This window comes from Ruegeria sp. G7, from assembly GCF_056535465.1.
This window is the reverse complement of the sequence record NZ_JBQFIL010000001.1, coordinates 1,791,081-1,813,786: the sequence shown is the minus strand read 5'-3', so window position 1 is coordinate 1,813,786 and position 22,706 is coordinate 1,791,081. Positions and strand designations below refer to the sequence as shown.

Sequence of the window (22,706 nt, the reverse complement as noted above, 5' to 3'; positions counted from 1 at the left end):
GTCACTCGATGAAGGTGCGCGCCAGCCGGTCGCGCAAGGGCTGTGCCAGATAGCTGAGAGCGGTACGCTCGCCTGTATTCACAAACAGGTCCGCAGGCATGCCCGGCACCAGATCCAACGAGGCGACCTGTTCGGGCTGCGCCTCATCCAGCTTGATTTGCGCCAGGTAATAAGGCTGCCCGGTGCGGTCATCCTCAAGACTGTCGGCCGAGATATCGGTGATCTTTCCGGTCGCCTCGGGCACCTCACCCTGATCGAAGGCCGACAGGCGCACGCGGGTGGATTGGCCGACGAACAGCTTTTCGATATCGGCGGTGTTCACCCGCGCTTCGACGATCAAAGGTTGATCGGCTGGAACAATGTCCATAATGGGCTCGCCCGGACGCACAACGCCACCCGAGGTAAACACCGTCAGGCCGACGACCCGTCCGCTGACCGGAGCCGTCACCGCAACGCGTTTGCGCCGCTCGGCAGCGCCGACATACTGCGGCTCAAGCGTGGCCAGCAGCGCCTCGACCTGCGCCAGCTCGGTCGAAACCGCCTCGGCGCGCTGGGTCTGCTGGCCGATGCTGGCCAGTTGCAGTTCGCTGATCTGGTTGCGGGCCTGCGCCTCTTGCGTGGTCAATGAGGCCTCGACCCCAATCAGACGCTCGACCTCAACCCGGCGGCCGTTGACGCGGTTGGCGGCGACCAGACCTTTGGCCTGCAGGGTCTCCAGATTGCCCAACTCTTCGCGGGTGATGTCCATCTGGCGGGAGTTGGCCTGACGCTGCGCTTGCAGCCCGGTGATCTGGTCCTGCAGGTTGGCGATCTGCTGGTTCAGCAGATTCTGTTCCGCCGCGCGGGTGCGCCGTTCTGCGTCGAACAAAAGCTTTTGGGTCAGGAATGCGTCTTGCCAGTCACCACGATCCATTTCGACACGCATCATCTGATCGACATCCGCGCGTTCGAACCGGCCTTCGTCACGGATCTGCGCCACCAGACGGGCGCGACGGACCGTCAGCTCGCCCAGTTGGCTTTTGATCACGTCCAGATTGACGTCCAGATCGGTGCTGTCTAGTTCGACCAGCGTCTGCCCCGCCTCAACCAGATCACCATTGGCGACCAGAATGGTACGCACGATGCCGCCGTCCAGATGTTCGACCGTCTTGCGGTTGCCCTCGACCACGAATGAGGCCGGGGCGACAACCGCGCCGTCCAGTTTCGACGCCGCCGCCCAGTAGACCGAGCCTCCGACAAATCCCGCCACGATCAGAAGACCAAGGATCACAAAACCCTTGATACCTGCACCGGGGGCCTTCTGTTCGACCCTGTTATAGTCCTCAAGGCGCAGAAGACCTTGATCGGGGCTGTTGTAAACTGCAGGTGTCATTGGGCTGCTCCTTTCTGTGCGGGCTGCTGCGCGTCATGCGCCGCGATCTGAGGGGGGGCCTGCGGCGGCAGGCCGGTCTGCTGCCGCGGACGCAGGATATCGTCTTTGTTCCCAAAACCGGTCTGCGTCCCTTTGCTCAGCGTCAGGACCTTGTTCACCGCTTCCAGCGTGCTGGGGCGGTGGGTCATCACAAAGGTGATCGCCCCGCGCGCGCTGGCTGCACGGATGGCGTTGCGCAGGGCAAGCTCTCCTTGCGCATCAAGGTCCGAGTTCGGTTCGTCCAGCACCAGAATGAACGGGTCGCCATACAACGCACGCGCCAGGGCGATACGCTGACGCTGGCCCCCGGACAGGTGGAACCCATCGCCCAACTGGGTGTCATAGCCATCAGGCAGGTTGCTGATCAGGCCATGCACATCGGCTGCAACGGCAGCTTCGAACACCTTGGCGTCATCGACCGAGGTCGCAAAACGGGCAATGTTCTCGCGAATGGTGCCGTCGAACAGCTGCACGTCCTGCGGCAGATAGCCAACCATTTGGCCGAGTTCTTCCGGGTCCCATTTCGCCATCGGCGTCCCGTCCAGCCGGATCGCGCCGCGCTGGGGCGTCCAGATGCCGGCAAGCATCCGCGCCAGCGTGCTTTTGCCCGAACCGCTGTGACCGATGACGGCCATGACGTCACCAGCCGATAACGCGAACTCGATATCGCTGATCGTTGCATTGCGCGCCAACGGCGGACCAGCCTGAGCGATCACGGTATTGATCGAAAACTGCGGACGCGGCAGGCGCAGGCGCTTGGGTTGCGCGGGGAATGCCTCGTCCAACGCCCGCAGGTTTTTGTAAGACCCGCGCGCCGCCAGAAAACCGCGCCATTGGCCGATCAATTGGTCGATCGGGGCCAGCGCGCGGGCCAGCACGATGGTTGCCGCGATCATAACACCGGCGGTGGCCTGTCCAGTGATAGCCAGCGCCGCGCCCAGACCCAGCATGCCCGATTGCAGTGCCATACGGATCGTCTTGGACAGAACCGAGAAACTGGCGATGCGGTCGGCCACGCGGGTCTTCAGCGCATGGGCATCCTGTTGCAGAGCTGTCCAGCGACGGGCGAGATCACCATTCATGCCCATGGCGTGGACAAGCTCTGCATTCTGCTCACTTGTGGTGAACAAAGCGTCGGACCTGCTGCGCGCGCGGGATGCGTCCTGCATGACGCCGGCGGCGCGCGAATTGTTGATCAGGGCCAGAATTGTGAGGGTCAGCGCTCCGGCAAGGCCAAGCGCGCCCAGATAGGGGTGCAGCATGTAAAGCACCGCCAGGTAGATCGGAATCCACGGCGCATCGAAGAACGCAATCAGCGTGGGCCCCGAGATGAAGTCGCGCAGACCGGTGATGTCTGCGGCCGGGTTATCCCCGGCTGCGGATTTACCCTGCAGGCGGCGACGGATCGAGGCCTGCAACAGCGGCGCGCCGATCTTCAGTTCGAACCGCGCACCCAGCCGGTTCAGGATGCGCACCCGCATCAGGTCCAGCAGGCCGGTGACAAGGAACACGCCACCCAGCAGCAAGGTCAGGGCGATCAGGGTGTCCATGTTCTGACTGGTCAATACGCGGTCATAGACCTGCAGCATGTAAAGCGGACCGGCGAGCATGAGAAGGTTGAGAACAAGGCTGAAAAAGCCGATTGCGAAAAAGCCACCTCGTAGCGAGGCCCAGGCTGTTTTGACGGATGATTTTTTCTGAAACATGACGGTGATCTCTTTTCAGGGTGAATGGGTGGCGACCTGCGCCGCCACCCCTTGGTCTTTTGATCAAGCGACGAAGTCGTCGTCTGTCAGGTCGCTGGCATTGACGCCCGCCAAACGGACCGAGTTGTCCGAGGAGAAGGACAGAACCACGTCGGCCCCATCCTGGCTGACGTTCAGCGGGCCTTCGAAGTCACCGAATGCCAACTGGTCGAAGCCAGCCTGGAAGTCCTGAATGACGTCGTTGCCGAAGTCGCCCTCGAACACGAAGGTGTCGTTGCCTGCGCCACCGATCAGGATGTCATCGCCACCCTCACCGTTCAGCACATCGTCACCCGCCTGACCGCTCAGGGTGTTCGACCCCGAGTTGCCGGACAGGATGTCGTCACCACCATTCGGGCTACCTGCGTTGTTCGAGCCGCTGATGTTCTCGAAACCGAAGACCTGATCCAGGGTGGCACCATCCGGCGCGTTGACCTGGGCAACACCGTTGCCATCCTCATCAAGGTCCAGAACAACGCCCGGGCCTGCAGTGAACAGCGCGGTATCGATGCCTTCACCACCGATGATGATGTCGGCCCCACCGAACGAGTGGATCGCATCGTTTCCGGCACCGCCGTCGAGTACATTGAACTCGTTGTTGCCAAGCAGCAGGTCATTTCCGCTGGTGCCGATGACGTTTTCAAAGTCATCGACTTCTGCAACGATCACCCCGTTCTGGATGATTGCACCGTCCTGCGGACCTTCGTCGCCATTGCCAGCCGGGTTCGGGGCCGGACCGCTGAGGTCCAGATCAACGGTGACACCGTTGAAGCCCGACACATCGATGGTGTCGCTGTCACCCGAGCCCACAACCCGCTCGATCGAGCTGAGGATGTCGGTCTCGATCTGGTTGTCGATGACGTCCAGCCCAACAACTCCGGTGCCGCCCACGGCGTCCACATCCAGCGTCGCGCCTGCATCGACCAGCGTGTCCTGAACCACCGGGCCATTCTGACCAGCAGGTGCGTTGTGCAGGTGGATGGCCGAGACAACACCCGGGATCGGGGTCAGCAGATCGGCTTCGTTCAGACCGGTGACGCTCAGTTCGCTGGAATAGGTGACCTCACCGGTTTCCAGGTTCTGAACAACAACAGCCGTGGCAAAACCGGTCGCCTCACTGTCGGACAACGGTCCAGGCTCTTGCGCCGCATCCAGCGGACCACTCAGCGTGATGGTACGGATACCGTCCACGGTGACATCGCTATCGACCAGCAGTTGGCCGCGGATCTCACCACCTGGGAAGTCTGCTGTGTGGATGTTGTAGTACAGGTTGTTGGCTGCAGCCTGTTCTACAAACGCCGCTCCATCCGCAATGGCCGAGCCGAACTGGCCAGGTGCCGTCACGGCCTGGTTCACAACGCTGACGTTGAACCCGGTGTCACGGACAGCCGTACCGTTGCCATTGGCATCCAGGCTGACTTCGACAGACACATCCAGATCCGAGAAATCGGCTGTGTCAAAGCCTTCGCCACCCTCGATGAAGTCGTTTCCGAGGCCGCCGACGATCACGTTGTCACCGTTACCAGTGATCAGAACGTCATCACCAGCTCCGCCGTCGACGACACCATTGATCTGACCGAGGTCTACAACGATGTCGTCTCCGGCACCCAGCAACACGTTACCATTTACTACACCTTCGTCATCGTTAACGAATGTCACTGAGCCTGCCTCGGTCGCGTCGATCGCGTTGATCTGACCGCGGATTTCACCTTCGTTGATGATGGCACCCAAAAGCTCGAGCCCGCCATCGATGCGGATACCGGCTGCAGCGTCGCTGTCTTCAGACCCTGCGATCAAGCCGCTGTTCTGCACCAGACCGGCAAAGCTTGCGTCTTCGACATTGCTGAACAGGCGCAGGCCGTCGCCAACCTGATTGCCTTCGGTTGCGTCGCCGCGACCCTGGAAGGTGCCTTCGTTGAAGATCGCAGCCGAAACCACGTCCCCATCCACATCGCCGGTTTGCAGCGACACAGCCGAGCCTCTGTAGTCAAAGCCCGCATCCACGAGACCGGTGTTGGTGAAGGTATAGTTATCGGCTGTTCCGTCAGCGTAGACAGTCCCGTTACGCTGGTCGCCTGTGCCCAGAATATCACCTTCGTTGCGCACATCCAGACCAAAGCCGTCAATGTTCAGCGCGCGGCTGTCCGAGGTCACGATGCCCGTGTTCAGGAACGACCCGCCCGAGTGATCACCCGTGCCGAAGTAGACACCGTTCTGCACCCCTGCAATCAGGCCCGAGTTGGTCAGCGTACCCCTGAAGTTCACATCGTTGACGACGCGCACACCGGCGACAGTACCGTTTGCGCCTTCCGACAGGATGGTTCCAGTGTTGGTGATGGTGGCATCGGTTGTGCCCGAGTTGCCGACATTGCCGACGCGCACACCGTCACCAGCCAGACCAACATTGGCGGCAGCATTGCCACGACCGATGATGATACCGTCATTTTCCAGCGTGAAGGTGTTTGCACCGTCTTCGGCCCCGCCGATTTCGGCACCAACGCCCGAACCCTGATTGCCGTCGCCCGCATCGATCAGACCATTGGCCAGATTGCGGACCGAGAAGTCATCCGCCGTGCCATCGGCATAAACCGTGCCGTTGCGCTGATCATCGGTGCCCAGAATGGTACCACCGTTGGTCAGATCAACTCCGGTGCCGTCGATGTTCACCGCGCGGCTGCCCGACTGGATGGTGCCAAAGTTCAGCACGTCCAGATCATGCTCGGCCTCACCGATATACAGACCATTGCGCACACCTTCGATCACACCGGTCGAGGTGTTCAGGATACGGCCCTCAGCTGCTGCGCCGTCGGCGATGCGGATACCACCTGCGGTGCCCTGATCGCTGTCGGACGAAATCAGGCCGCTGTTGACAATGTCGGTTTCCGAGATTGTACCTTCGGCACCATTGTTGATGCGGATACCGTCACCGGCGCCGGGCGTGTTCGACGCTTCCTGACCACGACCCTGAATGGTCGCGCCAAATCCGTTGAACAAGGTATTGGACACGCGGTCACCAACCTCATCACCGACCTGGAATGACACGCCCGCGCCGAAGTTTTCTGCGCCCGCGTCGATGGTGCCACCGGTAAAGTTCGAAATGGTGACGTCTTCGGCGGTCGAGTTGGTGTAGATCGTGCCGTTGCGCTGATCGCCAGTGCCGATGATGTCGCCAAAGTTGCGAACGCTGACACCTTCGCCCTGAATATCAACTGCGCGGCTGTCCGAGGAAATCACGCCGCCCCGGAAGTTGTCCAGAGTGCCCGAGCTGCCTGCGCCCGCAAACTGAACGCCGTTAAACTCACCCGCGATCTCGCCAAAGTTGCGAATGTCGGCGCTGCCGGTGACCTGAATGCCGGTGGCCAGCGCGTCGGGGCCCGAGTTCGCCTCGATGCTGCCTGAGCGGAAGTTGAAGACCTGCGCGTTTTCACCTTCGACCGAAACGGCCGCCACGGCGTTGTTGGTGGTGATCTGGCCAAAGTTCAGAAGGCGCGCGAAATCATTGTCCAGAACAAAGGCCGGGGTGTTGTCGACCACGGTGTTCTGAAAAAAGCCGTTGGACAGTGTCTGCCCGTCACGGACCGTTTCCTGGGCCAGTGACGAGGTCGTCAGCAATCTGGCGCGCAGGGATGCGAGAAAGTCGGAAAGCATTGGGAATCTCCCTGATGAGTTCAAATCGGACGGACATCAAACCCGGGGCCGTTTGTCCGCTGTCTCATCAGTTGCGGGTCGCCATAAGCTTTTGAAATTCTTCCTTTGAATGGGGCATATAACCTTCGCAAATAGTCACATAACCTGCGAGGTCGTCAGAAATTTAGTGCATTTTTGTCAGATACTTAGATCTCAAAGACTGTCACCGCGCATTTATTCGGTGACATGAATTCACGAATTAGTTGGGCTATGTGATGTTCGGCAGCGGTGATTTCCATATCCGATCAGCCGCGCGGGACGCATCAGCTGTTGGACGGGATGGGTCGTTTGACCAGATTCGCGTTGCGCGACGCAACAGTGCCATGCGGCGGATCAAGATGGATTTGCCTGCTCATCGCCTCGATAATCTCAGGATTGGGATATTGGGGTCGTGTCAGGGCCCCCAATTCGCGCATATTGCCCTTGTCATCGAACGGCAGAAAAGTCAGTCCAAACCCGTCGCGTTTGAACTGCTCCGCGGCGATGGCATTGACCATGGTGCAGGCATCGCTTTGCGCCACATACCGGCAGACCGTTTCGAACCGGGCGGTCGTCACGTCAATCCCGGTTTCTTCAGCCACGGTATCCGAGGCCTCTGGCAAGTCTTGTTCCAGATCATAACCGAAGGATATCGGGAACCGGATCAGCTGATCTGCGGGAACTTCATGCGCCCAGATGCTGCGTTTGCTACTCAGCGGATGACCTTTTCGAACCCCCAGATACAGCGGCTCTAACCAGAGCGACGTGAAATCCATCGGGCGGGTCGAGCCCCGGTAAATCTGATCAAAGCTTTTGCGCGCAATAAACGCCATGTCGACCGAGCGGTCCTCGACCATCTTGGCCAGCGCGACGGGATATTCCTCGACGATGATGATCTTGCGATCGGGAACCGCCTGCGCAAACAGCGCCCGAAAGTAGTGGGACAGGTAGGCTGCCAGTGTTGGTGTCATGCCAAGGCGTATCGGTGGCAGTTCGGACGTCTGATGGCGACGTGCAAGATCGCCGATCCCATCGACAATCTCGATCACCTGTTTGGCTTGGGTCACAAGCTCCTGACCGAAGGGCGTCAGCTGAACACCGTCCTTGCCCCGATCAAAGATCGCAACCCCAAGCTCTGCCTCAAGCTTTTTGATCTGGTTCGACAGCGCCGGCTGACTGACCGCCACCGCCTGCGATGCTCGTGTGAAGTTCTGATGCTCTGCCACGGCAATGACATAGTGTAGATCGCGAAGGTTCATGTCTCGAGGCTCAAATCAGCTTTCTGCACATGCGAGCACCATAGCGCGCCATGCGAAAGGGCAACGGCACCTGCCGTCAGGTGTGCCCTCGAAGCCTGCCCGCCCGGCGCGCGACAGGCAATCGTCTTTTGCCATGTTGTCGGATTCGTGAGGTTTCGTGTCCCCTCACCCGTATTCAGCCACGATCGCCTATGGCAACACAAGCACCGGCGTTTCGCGGCGCACCAACACATCCTGACTACCGCGGCTCGAGGATAGTCGAACCGCCAGCAGCCTTGCGTCGGCGAAACGTTCGAAATAGGCAAACCGAATCGTCTCAACCGCCGCGATGTCTTCGCATTGCAAAACGTAATCGGCATTGAACGCATTGTTATTCGATGCAGCCTGACCCGCGCTTTCCTCCTGACCAAACGCATCGCCCACCAATGCAACATTGGCCGAAGCAGTCATGCATCCTGCCTCTGGCGGGAACTCAAACAAGGTCAAAGGATCTGCAAGATCCGAAATCGCATCCGCGACACGCGCCCGATCCTTGTCGCTATCGGCCGGTTCCTCAAATCCCACGATATCGCTGCCCGGCACGTCCAGCGCCAGTGTGATCCCGGTTTCTGAAAACGTCAGGTCCAGACGTCCACCATCATTCCGGTTGGCACTGGATGAATGAGCCGCCTGAGACATCAGCGCGATACAAGAAAAAAACAAGACGACAGCCGCGCGAGTCATACCAATCACCACTCAGAACACAGTGTATTCTAGTAAATTTGCGGCACCGTGCAACTGTGAGACGATTATCTGAACCCACCATTTATGGCGGGGCAGTTTCGGTGCTGTTTTCCGACAAAAAAACTCAGGTTGACTTTGTTGACTAATTCTATCAAGAATCTTCCTACACGTTTCGCCACCCTGCGAGGCGAAAAGCCGATTTTTGAGAAAGACCAAACCCCATGACCAAATTCCTCGCCGCGACCAGCGCACTGACCTTGTGCCTTGCCAGCACCGCCGTCGCCGAAGCGCCCTCTAAGACCGATGTGCTAAGCACCTATGCAAACATCGCCGAAGCCAAATACGAAGACAGCCTGATCGCCGCCAGAACCCTGCAAACTGCAGTGAACGCTTTGATCGCCGCTCCGTCAGATGCCACGCTGAACGCCGCCCGCGCTGCCTGGGTCGCCGCCCGCGTGCCCTATCAGCAGACCGAGGTTTATCGCTTTGGCAACGCCATCGTGGATGACTGGGAAGGCAAGGTAAACGCTTGGCCGCTGGATGAAGGCCTAATCGATTATGTGGACGCATCCTACGGCGGCCCGAGCGACGAGAACGAGCTTGCCGTGCTGAACGTCATCGCCAACCCCAGCTTCGAGTTGTCGGGCGAAACCATCGACGCCTCTGCGATCACACCCGAACTGCTGTCCGAGACGCTGCACGAGGCGGACGGGATCGAAGCAAACGTAGCCACCGGTTATCACGCCATCGAATTCCTTCTGTGGGGTCAGGACCTCAATGGCCACGGCCCCGGCGCAGGCAATCGCCCGTATACCGACTATGTTCAGGGCGACGCGTGCTCGAATGGGAACTGTGACCGCCGTGCACAGTATCTGAGTGCCGTCACCGATCTGCTGATCCAGGATCTGGAATGGATGACAGCCCAATGGGCCACAGGGGGCGCCGCCCGCGCGGCCCTGTCGGCCGACGAGACCGCCGGTGTCAGCGCCATCCTCACCGGTATGGGCTCTTTGTCCTATGGCGAACAGGCTGGTGAGCGTATGCGCCTTGGCCTGATGCTGAACGACCCCGAGGAAGAGCATGATTGCTTTGCCGACAATACCCACAACAGCCACTACTATGATGGACTGGGTATCCAGAACGTCTATCTGGGCAGCTACACCCGCATCGATGGCACGCCGGTCTCGGGCGCGTCGCTGTCGGATCTGGTGACCGCCACTGACCCGGCGCTGGATATCGAGATGAAGGCCAAGCTGGCCAACACCATGCGGGCGCTGGGTCGTATCAAATCAACTGCCGAGGCAGGTTTCGCCTATGACCAGATGCTGGAACGCGGCAATGCGGGTGGCGAGGCGCTGATCATGGGAGGTGTCAACAGCCTGATCGATCAGACCAAAACGATCGAACGCATCGTGACCCGGCTGGAACTGGACCAGATCGATTTCGAAGGCTCCGACAGCCTCGATAACCCGGATGCGGTATTCCACTAAACGCTCAGGCCGGGCGCGTTTCGCAGACGCGCCCGGCATCGAGTCACGTGGTATTGCTTTCTGACACTGGACGCGCACAAATTAACTGACTATTTAACTAGGATATCATCAAGCAGGCTGAGTCACCATGATTATATGCCACTGCACCAACATCTCGGACCACGACATCCGCGCCGCGATCGACTGGATGCGCTCGGCTGATCCGCAGGCCATCATCACGCCGGGCAAGATTTACCATGCGCTTGGAAAATCAGCGGATTGCGGCGGATGCATGCCGCTTTTCCTAGACACGATGCGATCCAGCGATAGTCTGGAAGTCCCCATGCAACTGCGGAAATTACGGACCGCAGTATCACAGGAGAAAGCACATGAAGGGCGACCCCAAGGTCATCGAATACCTCAACAAATCCCTGCGGCATGAGCTGACGGCGGTCAGCCAGTATTGGCTGCACTACCGCCTGCAGGACGACTGGGGCCTCAGCGGCATGGCCGAAAAAAGCCGCGAAGAAAGCATCGAAGAGATGCAGCACGCAGACAAGTTGATTCAGCGGATTTTGTTCCTTGAAGGGCACCCGAACCTGCAAAAGCTGGACCCCCTGCGGATCGGGCAGACCCCAAAGGAAACGCTGGAATGCGACCTGGCCGCCGAGATTGACGCGCGGGCGTTGTACAAGGAAGCGCGCGAATACTGTCAAAGCGTCGGAGACTATGTCTCGATGGCGCTGTTCGAAGAGTTGATGACCGACGAAGAAGGGCACATCGACTTTCTGGAAACGCAGCTCGACCTGCACGAAAGGATCGGCGAAGCCAATTATGCGCAACTTAACGCATCCAAGATGGACGAGGGCGAGTAATCTCGCGCTCATATCGGTGGCCCTATCAGTGGCCACCTCTTCCCTTGCCGCAGATATCGCACCCCCCGAGCTGCAAGACCTCCACCTGAAAACCCAGCCCAGAACCCAGGCCGAGCGCGCCCGGATCGACGCAGCCACCGCCGCGCCGTCGGATTTCAGCGTGCCGCAGCGGTTCGAAGACTTGTCGGCTGGCGCGGCCACCGTTCGGGTGCGCACCGATGCGGATGCATTCTCGCAACCCTCGGCCAATATCAGCTTCGAGCAGGAGTTGGACTTTAAGGTTGGCAATGGCCTTTTCAAGAAAATCTGGGTCTCGTCTCCGTCCTCGACGCTGGCGTCGGATGGGCTGGGGCCGCTGTACAATGCGCGCTCCTGTCAGCGCTGCCATATCAAGGACGGGCGCGGACACACGCCGAACGGGCCGGATGACAACGCGGTATCAATGTTTCTGCGGATCTCGATCCCCGGCGCGCCACAGGACGCGCCAGCCGAAATCGCGGATTACATCGCTACACTGCCCGATCCGACCTATGGCGGACAGATGCAGGACTTTGCGCTGGCCGGGCACCCCGCTGAATATCGCCTCGACATCCATTACACAGAAATCCCCGTTGATTTGTCCGATGGCGAGACGGCCTCACTGCGCAAACCGACCTACACAGCCGCCGATCTGGGCTATGGCCCGCTGCACCCGGAGGCGATGCTCAGCCCGAGGGTTGCGCCGCAGATGATCGGGTTGGGGCTGCTCGAAGCAATCCCGGTTGAGGACCTTTTGGCCAATGCCGACCCTGAGGATACGGATGGCGACGGTATCTCAGGGCGGCCCAACATCGTCTGGTCGACCGAATTCGATGCGCCCATGATGGGCCGGTTCGGACATAAGGGCGGGATGCCCACGGTGATGGAGCAATCGGCGGCAGCCTTTGCCGGGGATATCGGCATCTCCAGCCCCTTGTTCCCGGCCCCCCACGGCGATTGCACGGACGCGCAGGTCAGGTGCCTTGGCGCGCCGCATGGCGATAATGATTCACGCGGGTTTGAGATCGATCAGGTCGGCATGGACCTTGTGGCCTTCTACAGCCGCAATCTGGGTGTGCCCGCGCGACGTGATACGGATGACCCGCAGGTGCTGCGCGGAAAAGAGGTGTTTCACACAACCGGCTGCGCGTCGTGCCATACCCCTGCCTATGTCACCCACCGGATGCCCGACCGGCCCGAGCACAGTTTTCAGCTGATCTGGCCCTATACCGACCTGCTTTTGCACGACATGGGCGAGGGTCTGGCCGATCACCGCCCCGAGGCCCGCGCCACGGGACGCGAATGGCGCACGCCGCCACTGTGGGGCATCGGTCTGACCGAACGCGTTTCGGGCCACACCCAGTTCCTGCATGACGGGCGGGCGCGGTCATTACTGGAAGCGATCCTGTGGCACGGTGGCGAGGCGCAGCCCGCACGCGATGCCGTCGTGTCGATGCCAAAAACCGACCGCGACGCCCTGATCCGCTTTCTGGAAAGCCTCTGACATGCGCCTTCTTCCCGTTGTCGCCGCTCTGCTACTGCCATTGGCCGCTGCCGCGCAGGATCGCGTGCCGATCCTGATGGATGTAGCCGAAAGCCACATCCTGCCGCGCTTGTCCAACCTGACCGAGGCAACGGCTGCCCTGTCGGCTGCGGCTCAGGCGGATTGCGCGCCCGACTCGACCGCGCTGCGTACCGCTTATGGCGCGGCCTTTGACGATTGGATCACGGTCAGTCATCTGCGCTTTGGCCCCAGTGAGGTGGATGATCGTGCTTTTGCCCTTGCCTTCTGGCCCGACACCAAGGGCTTTACGCCCAAAGCGCTGGCCGGGCTGATCGCCGCCGAGGATGCAGCGGTCGAAGACGTCCAAGCCTTTGCAGAAACCTCTATCGCGGGTCGGGGGTTCTTTGCGCTGGAACGGATGCTGTATGATCCAACGATGGTGGAGCAGGGCAAAGCCGCTTATCGCTGCGCCCTGATCCGCGCCATTGCAACCGATATCGACCGCAATGCCGATGCGATTGCCGCAGACTGGCAGGACTACGCCCCTGCCCTGACACAGCCGGGTGGCGACAGCCCCTATAGATCCGGCGACGAAGCAATGCAGGAGCTGTTCAAGGCGCTGACCACCGGCCTGCAATTTACGTCGGAAACCCGACTGGGTCGTCCGCTGGGCACGTTTGATCGCCCCCGACCCAACCGCGCCGAGGCACGCCGGTCGGACAGGTCTCTGCGCCATGTTGAGCTGTCGCTGATCTCGCTCCGTGATCTAGCGATACGGTTGGCCAATGATCACCCCGAGATTGCCTCGGACCTGGCCGCAGCCTTTGCCAAACCCATCGACCGGGCACAGACGCTGGACGATCCGGCCTTCGCCGGGGTCGCTGACCCGCAAGGCCGCATCCGCATCGAGGCCCTGCAGCAATCAATTGACAACATCCGCGCCATTACCGCGACGAGACTGGGCCCGACCCTCGGCATCAACGCCGGTTTCAACTCACTGGACGGAGACTGAGCCCCGTGACCTCGCGCCGCCACTTCCTTGCCGGGCTTGCCGCGACCAGCCTTGCGCCAGTCAAAGGCTGGGCCGCAGTCGGTGCGCCCGCGTTTCTGGCCGCAGGCCTGTTCCCGGATGGGTCTTACAGGCTTGCCGGTCTGGATGGGAAAGGCGCGATCCTGTTCACTCTGCCCCTGCCCGCACGGGGACATGCCGCCGCGGCGCATCCGTTGAAAGCGCAAGCCGTCGCCTTTGCCCGCCGTCCGGGCACCTTCGCGCTTGTGATCGATTGCGCCTCGGGCGCGCTGATCGAACGGCTGGAGGCCCCGATTGGACGCCATTTCTACGGCCACGGCACGTTTTCAGCTGACGGCAGCCGGTTCTATACCACCGAGAACAACTATGACGCCGCCGAGGGTGCCATCGGCATCTGGGACGCCGCCAGCTTTGACCGGCTGGGCGAGTTCCCCTCGGGCGGGATTGGCCCCCATGACATGCGCCTGATGCCGGATGGCCGAACGCTGGTCATCGCCAATGGAGGCATCGAAACTCATCCCGGCACGGGTCGCACCAAGCTGAACCTGCCCGTGATGCAGCCCAACCTGACCTATACCGATCTGTCGGGCATGATACACGAGCAGGTGGAACTGCCGCGCAGTCTGCACAAGAACTCAATCCGTCATCTGTCCGTGCGCGCTGACGGGCTGGTGGGCTTTGCCATGCAATGGCAGGGCAGCTTGACCGAACACCCGCCGCTGCTGGGTTTGCACCGCCGGGGTAACACTCCGCGCCTGCTATCAGCCCCTGAAATCCATCAGAGCACCCTGCAGGGCTATGCTGGTAGCATCGCCTTTGCTGCCAATGGTCGGACGGTCGCAATCACCTGCCCGCGGGGCAATGCGCTGCATCTGTTCGACGTCTCCAGTGGGCGCCTGACCGGTGCGTACGCGTTGCAGGATGTCTGTGGTCTGGGCGCTGGCCCCGATGGGCTTGTGTTCTCGACTGGCACCGGTCTGTTCGGGAATTTGAACCGCCATCCCCAGGTCACCGCGCGGCCTGACTGCCAATGGGACAACCACCTGATCCCTATCCGAAGTTTCGTGTGAAACTCGGCATTCTCTGTCACATAGTTTACACTTGGACGAATCAAACTGCTGGCTTATTGGCGGGCGCGAAACCGGCACCTACTAGTCAAGGACCTGAGTGATTGAAACACACGCCCGACGCACCGCATTCCATCTACGGGGTTGAGAAATGGGGCAAAGGCCTCATCGAGGTGACAGAGCAGGGCGAGATCGGTCTGCGGAACCCCATGCACCCCGAAGCCGCCGCGATCAGCCTGCCGGGCATCCTGTCCGATCTGGATGACCGGGGGATCAAAGCCCCGATGGTGCTGCGCGTGACCTCTTATCTGGAACATGAGATCGCGCATCTGAACGAAAGCTTCCGCGATGCCATCGCGCGGGTGAACTACAAAGGCTCTTACCGGGGTGTTTTCCCGATCAAGGTGAACCAACAAGCGCAGGTCGTGGACCGGATCGTCGAGTTCGGCAAGAAATACAATTACGGGCTGGAAGCAGGCTCCAAACCTGAACTGGTCGTGGCGCTGGCCCACCGTCTGGCCTCCGAGGCACTGATCGTCTGTAACGGCGTCAAAGATGCCGAGTTCATCCAACTGGCCATCCTGTCCCGCAAGATCGGCTTCAATACGGTCATTGTTCTGGAAAGCCCGAAAGAGGCTGACACGGTGATCGAAGTCTACAAGGAGCTCGGCATCGAACCCCTGATCGGCGTGCGGGTCAAACTGACCAACCAGATCAGCGGCAAGTGGGAGGAAAGCTCGGGCGACCGGTCTGCCTTCGGCATGAACACCGACCAGCTGGTCGCCACGGTGGACAAGCTGAAAGCGGCGGGCCTGCTACACTGTCTCAAGCTGCAACACTCGCATCTGGGCAGCCAGGTGCAGGACGTCAACGATGTGCGCCGCGCCGTGGGTGAAGCCTGCCGCTACTACACCGAACTCACGCGCGAGGGCGTTCCGCTGACCCATCTGGACCTCGGCGGTGGCATGGGCGTAGACTATACAGGCGAGAAGAAAGCCGCCGAGAACTCGATCAACTACACGGTCGAAGAATACTGCGCCAACGTTGTTGAAACCGTCGCCTATGCAATGGATGAGGCCGAGATCGCCCACCCCACGCTGGTCACCGAAAGCGGCCGCGCCGTGGTGGCGACCTCATCGATGCTGGTCTTCAACGTGCTGGAAACCACGCTTTACGATGCGCCTACCGCACCAGATGTAGAACCCGACGACAACCATCTGGTCTCGGACCTTGCTGCCGTACACGGATACCTCAGCAGCGACCGCCTGCAGGAATGCTGGAACGACGCCACCTTCTACCGAAACGAGCTGCGCGCCCTGTTCCGTCGTGGATACGTGGATCTGCGCCAGATGGCCCGGGCCGAGCGTATCTATCTGTCGCTGATGGCCCGCCTCAAGGCTCTGGCCGCCAGCGACGATCTGGAAACGGATGTCGACGACCAGCTTGAGAAAGTGGCTGATATCTACCACTGCAACTTCTCGCTGTTCCAATCCCTGCCCGATGTCTGGGCCATTGACCAGTTGCACCCGATTGTGCCGCTGCAAGGGCTGAACACCGTACCTGACCGCCGCGCCGTCCTGTCCGACATCACCTGCGACAGCGACGGTAAGATCGACCGTTTCATTCTGGCCGACGGCGTCTCGCCCAGCCTGCCGGTGCATTCTCTGCCCGAGGATGACGAATACTTCATGGGCGTCTTCTTTGTCGGGGCCTATCAGGAAACGCTGGGCGATCTGCACAACCTGTTCGGCGACACCAACGTTGTCACCATCGACCTGCGCGCCGATGGCGGGTTCGACCTTTTGCACGAGCAAGAGGGCGACACGATCAGCCAGGTTTTGTCCTATGTGGAATTCGACCCGCAGGATTGCGTCGCGGCTTTCCGCAAAATGGTGGACGAGGCGATTTCGACCGGTACTCTGCAAGCCAAGGACCGCAAAACCCTGATGGGCGCTTATCGCGACTCGATCAACGGCTACACCTATTACGAATAAGAAGGAGACAGACCATGGGCAAAACACTGGTTGTCGGCGCGGGCGGCGTATCCCACGCAGCCGTGCATAAGATGGCGATGAACTCGGACATCTTCACCGAGATCACTTTGGCCAGCCGCACGAAATCGAAATGCGATGCCATCGCCGCAGCCGTGAAAGAACGCGTTGGCGTTGAGATCAAGACCGCCGAGCTGGACGCCTACAAGGTCGAAGACACGGTCAAACTGATCAAGGAAACCGGCGCCGAGATCCTCGTGAACCTCGCCCTGCCCTATCAGGATCTGGTATTGATGGACGCGTGCCTTGAGGCGGGCATCCACTACCTCGACACCGCGAATTATGAGCCCGAGGATGAAGCCAAGTTCGAATACCACTGGCAATGGGCCTATCAGGAACGCTTCAAAGAGGCCGGCCTGACCGCCATCCTCGGTTCGGGCTTCGATCCGGGCGTAACCAGCGTGTTTGCCAAATGGCTGAAGAAGCACAAGCTGGACACGATCCGCCAGATCGACGTGCTGGACGCCAATGGCGGCAGCAACGATCAGGAATTCGCGACCAACTTCAACCCGGAAATCAACTTGCGCGAAGTGCTGGCTGAGGTCCGCCACTGGGAAAACGGTGCATGGCAACACAGCCCGGCCATGACCCACAAGGTCGAATTCGACTTCCCCGCCATCGGCCCCAAGAACATGTACCTGATGTATCACGAGGAACTGGAATCGCTCTCGACCCACTTCCCCGAGATCGAGCGCGCCCGCTTCTGGATGACCTTCGGCGACGCCTACATCACCCACGCTAAAGTGCTGGAAAACGTGGGCATGACCCGCATCGATCCGGTGATGCATGACGGCAAGGAAATCATCCCGATCCAGTTCCTGAAAACCCTGCTGCCCGACCCCGGCGATCTGGGCGCAGAAACCAAGGGCAAGGCCTGCATCGGCGACATCGCCACAGGGCAAGCCAAAGACGGCTCGGGCGAGAAAACCTACTACATCTACAACATCTGCGACCACGAGGAATGCTATGCCGAGGTCGGCTCTCAGGCCGTCAGCTATACCACCGGCGTCCCCGCCATGATCGGAGCCGCACAGGTCCTGAAAGGCAACTGGCGCGAGCCGGGCGTGTGGAACATGGAACAGCTGGACCCGGACGATTTCATGGACATGCTGAACACCCAGGGCCTCCCGTGGCAGGTCCACGAACTCGACGGCCCGGTAGAATTCTAGATCCAGAACTTCATCTGGCCAAAAATATCCCGGGGGTCCGGGGGCAGAGCCCCCGGCCTCTCCACAATCGGAGACGCCGGCAATGTCCGACATGATGACCACCCAAGCGGGCGACGCCAAAGCTTTCCGCAAGTTCGACCTTGCCCGCGTGCCCACCCCCTGCTTTGTGGTCGACGAAAAAGCAGTCGAACGGAACCTGACCATCCTCTCCGAGATCGGCACCCGCTCCGGCGCGCATGTCCTCAGCGCGCTCAAAGCGTTTTCCATGTTCTCACTGGCCCCGCTGGTGCGCCAACACCTCGGCGGCACCTGCGCCAGCGGCATCTACGAGGCCCGTCTGGGCCGCGAGGAATACGGCGGCGAGGTTGCAACCTTCTGCGCCGGCTACAAGGATGCCGACATCGACGAAATCCTTTCGCTCTCCGATCACATCATCTTCAACTCTCCGGTGCAAAAGGACCGGTTCCTTGCCAAAGCCCAAGCCGCGAATGTGCAAGTCGGCTTGCGCATCAACCCCGAGCATTCCGAAGGCGAGATTCCCAAATACGATCCCTGCGCACCCTGTTCACGCCTCGGGACACCCGTCAGCCAACTGTCCGAAGACACTCTGATCGGAGTCGACGGCCTGCACATGCACACCCTCTGCGAACAAGGGTTTGAGCCATTGCAGCGCACCTGGGCTGCCGTTGAGCCAAAACTCAAACCCTTCCTCGGCCAACTTAAATGGCTGAACTTCGGCGGCGGTCACCATATCACCCGCGACGACTACGACCGCGACGGGCTGGTCGGATTCATCAAATCCATCCGCGCGAAATACGATGTCGCCATCTACCTCGAACCCGGCGAGGCCGTTGCGCTGGACGCGGGCATTCTGGTCGGAGAAATCCTCGACTTGCCCACCAACGGCATGACCCTTGCCATCACCGATATCTCGGCCACCTGCCACATGCCCGACGTGATCGAGGCCCCTTATCGCCCCGCCCTGATGGACGAGGCCGAGGCGGGCCACACCTATCGCCTCGGCGGCCCATCCTGTCTAGCGGGCGACGTGATCGGTGATTATACATGGGACAAACCGCTGGAGATCGGGCAACGCTTTGCCTTCCTCGATCAGGCACATTACTCGATGGTCAAAACCAACACGTTCAACGGTGTTCCCCTACCGACCATCGCCCTATGGAACAGCGAAACGGACGAGTTGAAGATCATCAAACAGTTCGGTTATGACGACTTTAAGGACCGCCTTTCATGAGCATTTTCCTCGACAGTGAACTGACCGAAGCTGAGCGCTCGGAAGACGCGCGCTTTCGCGTGATCCCGGTGCCGCTGGAACGCACGGTGTCTTATGGTTCTGGTACAGCCAAAGGCCCTGAGGCCATCATCGAAGCCAGCAATGAGCTGGAGCGCATCACCGGTCATGCCGAGCCCTGTGTCGAAGGCATTTTCACCGAAGACCCGTTGGACTGCGAAGGCCCTTTGCCCGAGGTCATGGAACGCCTCGCCCAACGGACCGAGGCCGCCATTCGCGCGGGCAAAGTGCCCGTAACTTTGGGCGGAGAACACTCACTCAGCTATGGCGCGGTGATGGGCGTGGCGCGCGCGCTCAACCAGCCCGTTGGGATCGTGCAAATCGATGCGCACGCCGATTTGCGCAACGCGTATCAGGGCGAGAAGCACTCGCATGCCTCTGTGATGCATCTGTTGGCCGAAGAAGGTGTCCGGCTTGCTCAGTTCGGCGTCCGCGCCTTCTCGGTGGAAGAGGCCCAAAGTCGCCTCAAGAACCATGTCTTCCACATCGACGCCGAAGAACTGGTCACCGGCAATATCCACGCCGTCGATCTGCCAGAGGATTTCCCCGAACTGGTCTATGTCAGTTTCGATGTTGACGGTCTGGATCCGTCACAAATGCCCGCCACCGGAACGCCCGTGCCCGGGGGGTTGGGTTACTATCAGGCCCTAAGACTTGTCGAACACGCGCTTAAAGGCAGGACATGCGTGGGTTTCGATGTGGTTGAACTGGCGCCCGACGGCAACGCAGCCTGGGATTTCACGGCGGCACAAATCGTCTATCGGCTGATGGCCGCTTGCTAAGACTCGGCAGCCGTCAGCCCGATCGCGTCGCCGCGTGGCCTGCGTCGGAACAGCGGGCGCCCGGCGAGAGACAGAAACACAACAGATAACGCAACCCCGATCGCCGCCGGCATATACAGCAGAAACCATAGCCGTGGAGCATCAATCACAACGGGGGCCACAAACCCCCGGACGCCCTCCAGAAGCACCAGAATGGTGAATGCTCCAAATATCTGCGGCCAGAGTCCAAAGCGCGAGAAGCTGCCCAGCATCAGCGCCGAATAGCCCACCAGTGCAACGGCGATACAAATCGCGACCCATGAGAAGCGCTGGTGCAACTCCTCAACCAACTGCCCAACGGAATGCTCATCCGACTCGGCGACCGCCTCGATATCCTGCAACAACTCGATGGTCGGAATGGCTTCGCGGCTGCGCAGGCCGATATCCGTATCGCGGGTCAACTCCGAAATGTCGTATGAGGCATCCTCGAACAGGGTCGAAGACAACGTGTTTCCCTGCTGATCGTACCTGAGCGCCACTCCGTCCAACATCACCAGATGAATGCCCGAGGTTTGGTTGACCAGATACGCCGTGGTGCTCGAATAACTCACAGGATTGATCTCATCCCGCCGATCCGAGACAAAGACCTCGTGCAGGGTGCCATCCAGATCGATATCGCCGATGTAAACGGTCACACCTTTGGCCGGATGTAGAAATTCCCCCTCGTTAAGCAACTGCGCTGTCACGTCACCCGCCACCTCGGCCTGCCGCTGCTCAAGCTGCTCGACCGAGGCAGGGCGCAAGAACACGCTGATGACAGCCATCATCAAGCCCGCGCACAGACCAAACATCAGGACAGCGCGCGCCAACCGCCAAGGGCTGGAGCCCGTCGCCAGCATCACCATCATCTCACTTTCGCGGCTTAACCGGTTGGTCGCATAGACCGCTGCGGCAAATACCGCCATCGGCATCACCGTCCGGATCAAGGTGGGCAGCGTCAAAGCGGTGAATTCCAGAAAAACCAACGCCGATTGGCCGCCGCTGATCACCCGATCAAACAGGCTGACCGAGCGCGTGATCCAGAAGACCCCGACAAGTACGAGGGTGAAAAACCCAAACAGCACCAGCAACTGCCGCAGGAAATACCCATCAAAACGCGACATGCGACCTCTTTGTTGGCAGTTGGCATCGTGGGCGGACCTTAAGCCATTCGGCGGGCCGAGGAAACCGCGATTACGCCCGGTCCGTGTCGGCGATCAGGATACGATGATGCCACAGCCAGCGTTGAATGCGCGCGGCCCGGGCCGGATCCAGAACGCCCGCCCATAGCGCTGTGATTTCTGCAGCGGTCGCAGCGCCCTGCAATCGTTGCAACAGCGGCCCCAGTGCGACACCCTCCAGATTGGCCACCGGGCGCGGCAGATTGGGGTGGCTCAGGACCAGGCCGGGTTCAATCACGCGCGCGCCCTGCACGCCAGAGGTGATCAGATTTGCCTCAGGCGACAGTTTCAACGCCTGCTCGGGGTGCATCGGGTCCGGGTTAGCGTCCGATTCCAAGAGTTTGAGCCAATCGACGGGTTGCGCCCGCGCCGCCCAGAAGGCGGAGGGCGTCACCGCCTGCTGTCGCGCGTAGAAATCTGCGGACAGGGCAGCATGGGCCTGCACACGCTCGGCCCGCCTGTCTGCGTAGAAGGACAGGGCCAAATCGTGATGCTCGGGTGCCTCTAGCAGGGTGTTGACCACAGCCGCCGCCTGCACGGCTTGCGCCATCGCCAGTTGAACCCCTTGCGAGGACAGCGCATCGACAGAAAAGCTGGCCTCGCCCACCCGCAACAGATCGCGCGATGGGGGCGTCGTCTCGACCCGGCTGGTCGCATCGACACGCCGCACCGGCCCGATGCGGCGCTGTTCCAGACAAGGTGACAGCAGGGTCGATTGCGCCAGCAGGTTCAGATAGAGATCACGCCGCCCTGCAGGCGAGAGCCCGGTGCACGTGTCGGGATCGACAAAGACCATCGCATTGATCACGCCGCCGGGCAACACCGCGCCCCAGTACCAATGCGAGGCACCTGCCTCGACCCGGGCCTGGGGGCCAAAGCCCGGTGGCACCCGCCAATAGGCATAAAGCGCTATCAGGGGCTGCGAGGCCGGGCGGAACCGACGGCCTAGCCCCGCCTGCCGCCCTGCTGCGTCCAGAAGAATCTGCGCCCGAACCTTATAGGTGTCGGTCTCGGTGCGGATGGGTATGTTCCATCCGGCCCGCACCCGCGCCGGGCGGTAGACCCGCGCGGGCTGGATGACGTGAACGCCTGCGGCCTGCGCAGCATGCAGCAGCGCCGCATCGAATTGGCCACGGTCCACCAGAAGACCCGGCTGATCACCATCCGTCCCGCGCCGCTCGAACGCCCCGGCCCAATGCAGGATCGAGCCGTTTGCACGCAGAAACCCGGCCTGCGCGACGGCATCACCCAACCCCAGCAGGTTCAGGATCGGCCAGATTGACGGGGGCAGAGACTCACCGACATGCGGACGCGGGAAAGATTGGCGTTCGATCAGGCAGACACGGCGACCGAGTTGCACCAGCCTCAGCGCTGCAGCGCTGCCTGCCGGGCCGCCACCGATCACGCAGATTTCGGTTTCGATCGTCAT

At 60.7% G+C, this 22,706-nt stretch carries 17 protein-coding genes; 10 read left to right on the top strand and 7 right to left on the bottom strand.

All coding sequences use genetic code 11. The annotated features are described in order from the left end of the window. Position 1 precedes the first annotated feature (1 nt). From ACR3EN_RS09150 to ACR3EN_RS09130, 5 genes are all read right to left on the bottom strand, one after another. Positions 2-1,372 (bottom strand): HlyD family type I secretion periplasmic adaptor subunit, encoded by a 1,371-nt coding sequence (locus tag ACR3EN_RS09150; RefSeq protein WP_480825237.1) that lies wholly within the window; start codon positions 1,370-1,372, stop codon positions 2-4. After that, positions 1,369-3,117, bottom strand: a complete 1,749-nt coding sequence (locus tag ACR3EN_RS09145) for a type I secretion system permease/ATPase (protein ID WP_480871182.1) — start codon at positions 3,115-3,117, stop codon at positions 1,369-1,371. Before ACR3EN_RS09145 ends, ACR3EN_RS09150 begins: the two co-directional genes overlap by 4 nt. A 63-nt stretch (positions 3,118-3,180) precedes the next feature. Continuing rightward, complete coding sequence (locus tag ACR3EN_RS09140) at positions 3,181-6,804, bottom strand: beta strand repeat-containing protein (protein WP_480825241.1); 3,624 nt, start codon at positions 6,802-6,804, stop codon at positions 3,181-3,183. Positions 6,805-7,106: 302 nt separating this feature from the next. Continuing rightward, the gene (locus ACR3EN_RS09135) at positions 7,107-8,081 is read right to left on the bottom strand and encodes a LysR family transcriptional regulator (protein WP_480825243.1); all 975 of its coding nucleotides are present in this window, start codon (positions 8,079-8,081) and stop codon (positions 7,107-7,109) included. Positions 8,082-8,270: 189 nt separating this feature from the next. Further along, a complete protein-coding gene (locus ACR3EN_RS09130) occupies positions 8,271-8,804 on the bottom strand; it encodes a ZrgA family zinc uptake protein (RefSeq protein ID WP_480825246.1) in 534 nt (177 codons plus the stop codon). 221 nt (positions 8,805-9,025) lie between these two features. On the opposite strand from ACR3EN_RS09130, the gene ACR3EN_RS09125 reads away from it, so the two are divergent. From ACR3EN_RS09125 to speB, 10 genes are all read left to right on the top strand, one after another. Next, positions 9,026-10,294, top strand: a complete 1,269-nt coding sequence (locus tag ACR3EN_RS09125; protein ID WP_480825248.1) for an imelysin family protein — start codon at positions 9,026-9,028, stop codon at positions 10,292-10,294. Positions 10,295-10,421: 127 nt separating this feature from the next. After that, positions 10,422-10,715: a (2Fe-2S)-binding protein gene (locus ACR3EN_RS09120; RefSeq protein ID WP_480825250.1), complete on the top strand. Its 294-nt coding sequence runs from the start codon at positions 10,422-10,424 to the stop codon at positions 10,713-10,715. After that, positions 10,663-11,148 (top strand): bacterioferritin, encoded by a 486-nt coding sequence (gene bfr / locus ACR3EN_RS09115; RefSeq protein ID WP_480825252.1) that lies wholly within the window; start codon positions 10,663-10,665, stop codon positions 11,146-11,148. The genes ACR3EN_RS09120 and bfr overlap by 53 nt, the downstream gene beginning before the upstream one ends. Further along, on the top strand, positions 11,108-12,670 hold the full coding sequence (locus ACR3EN_RS09110; protein ID WP_480825254.1) for a di-heme oxidoreductase family protein: 1,563 nt from the start codon (positions 11,108-11,110) through the stop codon (positions 12,668-12,670). The genes bfr and ACR3EN_RS09110 overlap by 41 nt, the downstream gene beginning before the upstream one ends. Position 12,671: 1 nt before the next feature. Then, complete coding sequence (locus ACR3EN_RS09105; RefSeq protein WP_480825256.1) at positions 12,672-13,682, top strand: imelysin family protein; 1,011 nt, start codon at positions 12,672-12,674, stop codon at positions 13,680-13,682. Between the two features lie 5 nt (positions 13,683-13,687). Further along, positions 13,688-14,770, top strand: coding sequence for a DUF1513 domain-containing protein (locus ACR3EN_RS09100; RefSeq protein ID WP_480825258.1), 1,083 nt, complete (start codon positions 13,688-13,690; stop codon positions 14,768-14,770). Between the two features lie 101 nt (positions 14,771-14,871). Further along, on the top strand, positions 14,872-16,761 hold the full coding sequence (gene speA, locus ACR3EN_RS09095; RefSeq protein ID WP_480825260.1) for a biosynthetic arginine decarboxylase: 1,890 nt from the start codon (positions 14,872-14,874) through the stop codon (positions 16,759-16,761). 14 nt (positions 16,762-16,775) lie between these two features. Next, the gene (locus ACR3EN_RS09090) at positions 16,776-17,987 is read left to right on the top strand and encodes a saccharopine dehydrogenase family protein (RefSeq protein WP_480825262.1); all 1,212 of its coding nucleotides are present in this window, start codon (positions 16,776-16,778) and stop codon (positions 17,985-17,987) included. 82 nt (positions 17,988-18,069) lie between these two features. Then, complete coding sequence (nspC, locus tag ACR3EN_RS09085) at positions 18,070-19,239, top strand: carboxynorspermidine decarboxylase (RefSeq protein WP_480825264.1); 1,170 nt, start codon at positions 18,070-18,072, stop codon at positions 19,237-19,239. Further along, positions 19,236-20,078 carry an agmatinase gene (gene speB / locus ACR3EN_RS09080; protein ID WP_480825266.1) on the top strand — a complete coding sequence of 281 codons (843 nt, stop codon included), beginning with the start codon at positions 19,236-19,238 and terminating at the stop codon, positions 20,076-20,078. The genes nspC and speB overlap by 4 nt, the downstream gene beginning before the upstream one ends. Here the strand turns inward: speB and lptF are convergent. After that, the gene (gene lptF / locus ACR3EN_RS09075) at positions 20,075-21,220 is read right to left on the bottom strand and encodes an LPS export ABC transporter permease LptF (RefSeq protein WP_480825268.1); all 1,146 of its coding nucleotides are present in this window, start codon (positions 21,218-21,220) and stop codon (positions 20,075-20,077) included. The genes speB and lptF overlap by 4 nt on opposite strands. A gap of 70 nt (positions 21,221-21,290) precedes the next feature. Further along, positions 21,291-22,706, bottom strand: coding sequence for a flavin-dependent monooxygenase QhpG (gene qhpG, locus ACR3EN_RS09070; RefSeq protein ID WP_480869647.1), 1,416 nt, complete (start codon positions 22,704-22,706; stop codon positions 21,291-21,293).

Bases quoted from the DNA above. Each gene is read 5' to 3' on its own strand.
- ACR3EN_RS09150 (WP_480825237.1), bottom strand. From the start codon at position 1,372: ATGACACCTGCAGTTTACAACAGCCCCGATCAAGGTCTTCTGCGCCTT.
- ACR3EN_RS09145 (WP_480871182.1), bottom strand. From the start codon at position 3,117: ATGTTTCAGAAAAAATCATCCGTCAAAACAGCCTGGGCCTCGCTACGA.
- ACR3EN_RS09140 (WP_480825241.1), bottom strand. From the start codon at position 6,804: ATGCTTTCCGACTTTCTCGCATCCCTGCGCGCCAGATTGCTGACGACC.
- ACR3EN_RS09135 (WP_480825243.1), bottom strand. From the start codon at position 8,081: ATGAACCTTCGCGATCTACACTATGTCATTGCCGTGGCAGAGCATCAG.
- ACR3EN_RS09130 (WP_480825246.1), bottom strand. From the start codon at position 8,804: ATGACTCGCGCGGCTGTCGTCTTGTTTTTTTCTTGTATCGCGCTGATG.
- ACR3EN_RS09125 (WP_480825248.1), top strand. From the start codon at position 9,026: ATGACCAAATTCCTCGCCGCGACCAGCGCACTGACCTTGTGCCTTGCC.
- ACR3EN_RS09120 (WP_480825250.1), top strand. From the start codon at position 10,422: ATGATTATATGCCACTGCACCAACATCTCGGACCACGACATCCGCGCC.
- bfr (WP_480825252.1), top strand. From the start codon at position 10,663: ATGAAGGGCGACCCCAAGGTCATCGAATACCTCAACAAATCCCTGCGG.
- ACR3EN_RS09110 (WP_480825254.1), top strand. From the start codon at position 11,108: ATGCGCAACTTAACGCATCCAAGATGGACGAGGGCGAGTAATCTCGCG.
- ACR3EN_RS09105 (WP_480825256.1), top strand. From the start codon at position 12,672: ATGCGCCTTCTTCCCGTTGTCGCCGCTCTGCTACTGCCATTGGCCGCT.
- ACR3EN_RS09090 (WP_480825262.1), top strand. From the start codon at position 16,776: ATGGGCAAAACACTGGTTGTCGGCGCGGGCGGCGTATCCCACGCAGCC.
- nspC (WP_480825264.1), top strand. From the start codon at position 18,070: ATGTCCGACATGATGACCACCCAAGCGGGCGACGCCAAAGCTTTCCGC.
- speB (WP_480825266.1), top strand. From the start codon at position 19,236: ATGAGCATTTTCCTCGACAGTGAACTGACCGAAGCTGAGCGCTCGGAA.
- lptF (WP_480825268.1), bottom strand. From the start codon at position 21,220: ATGTCGCGTTTTGATGGGTATTTCCTGCGGCAGTTGCTGGTGCTGTTT.
- qhpG (WP_480869647.1), bottom strand. From the start codon at position 22,706: ATGACGATCGAAACCGAAATCTGCGTGATCGGTGGCGGCCCGGCAGGC.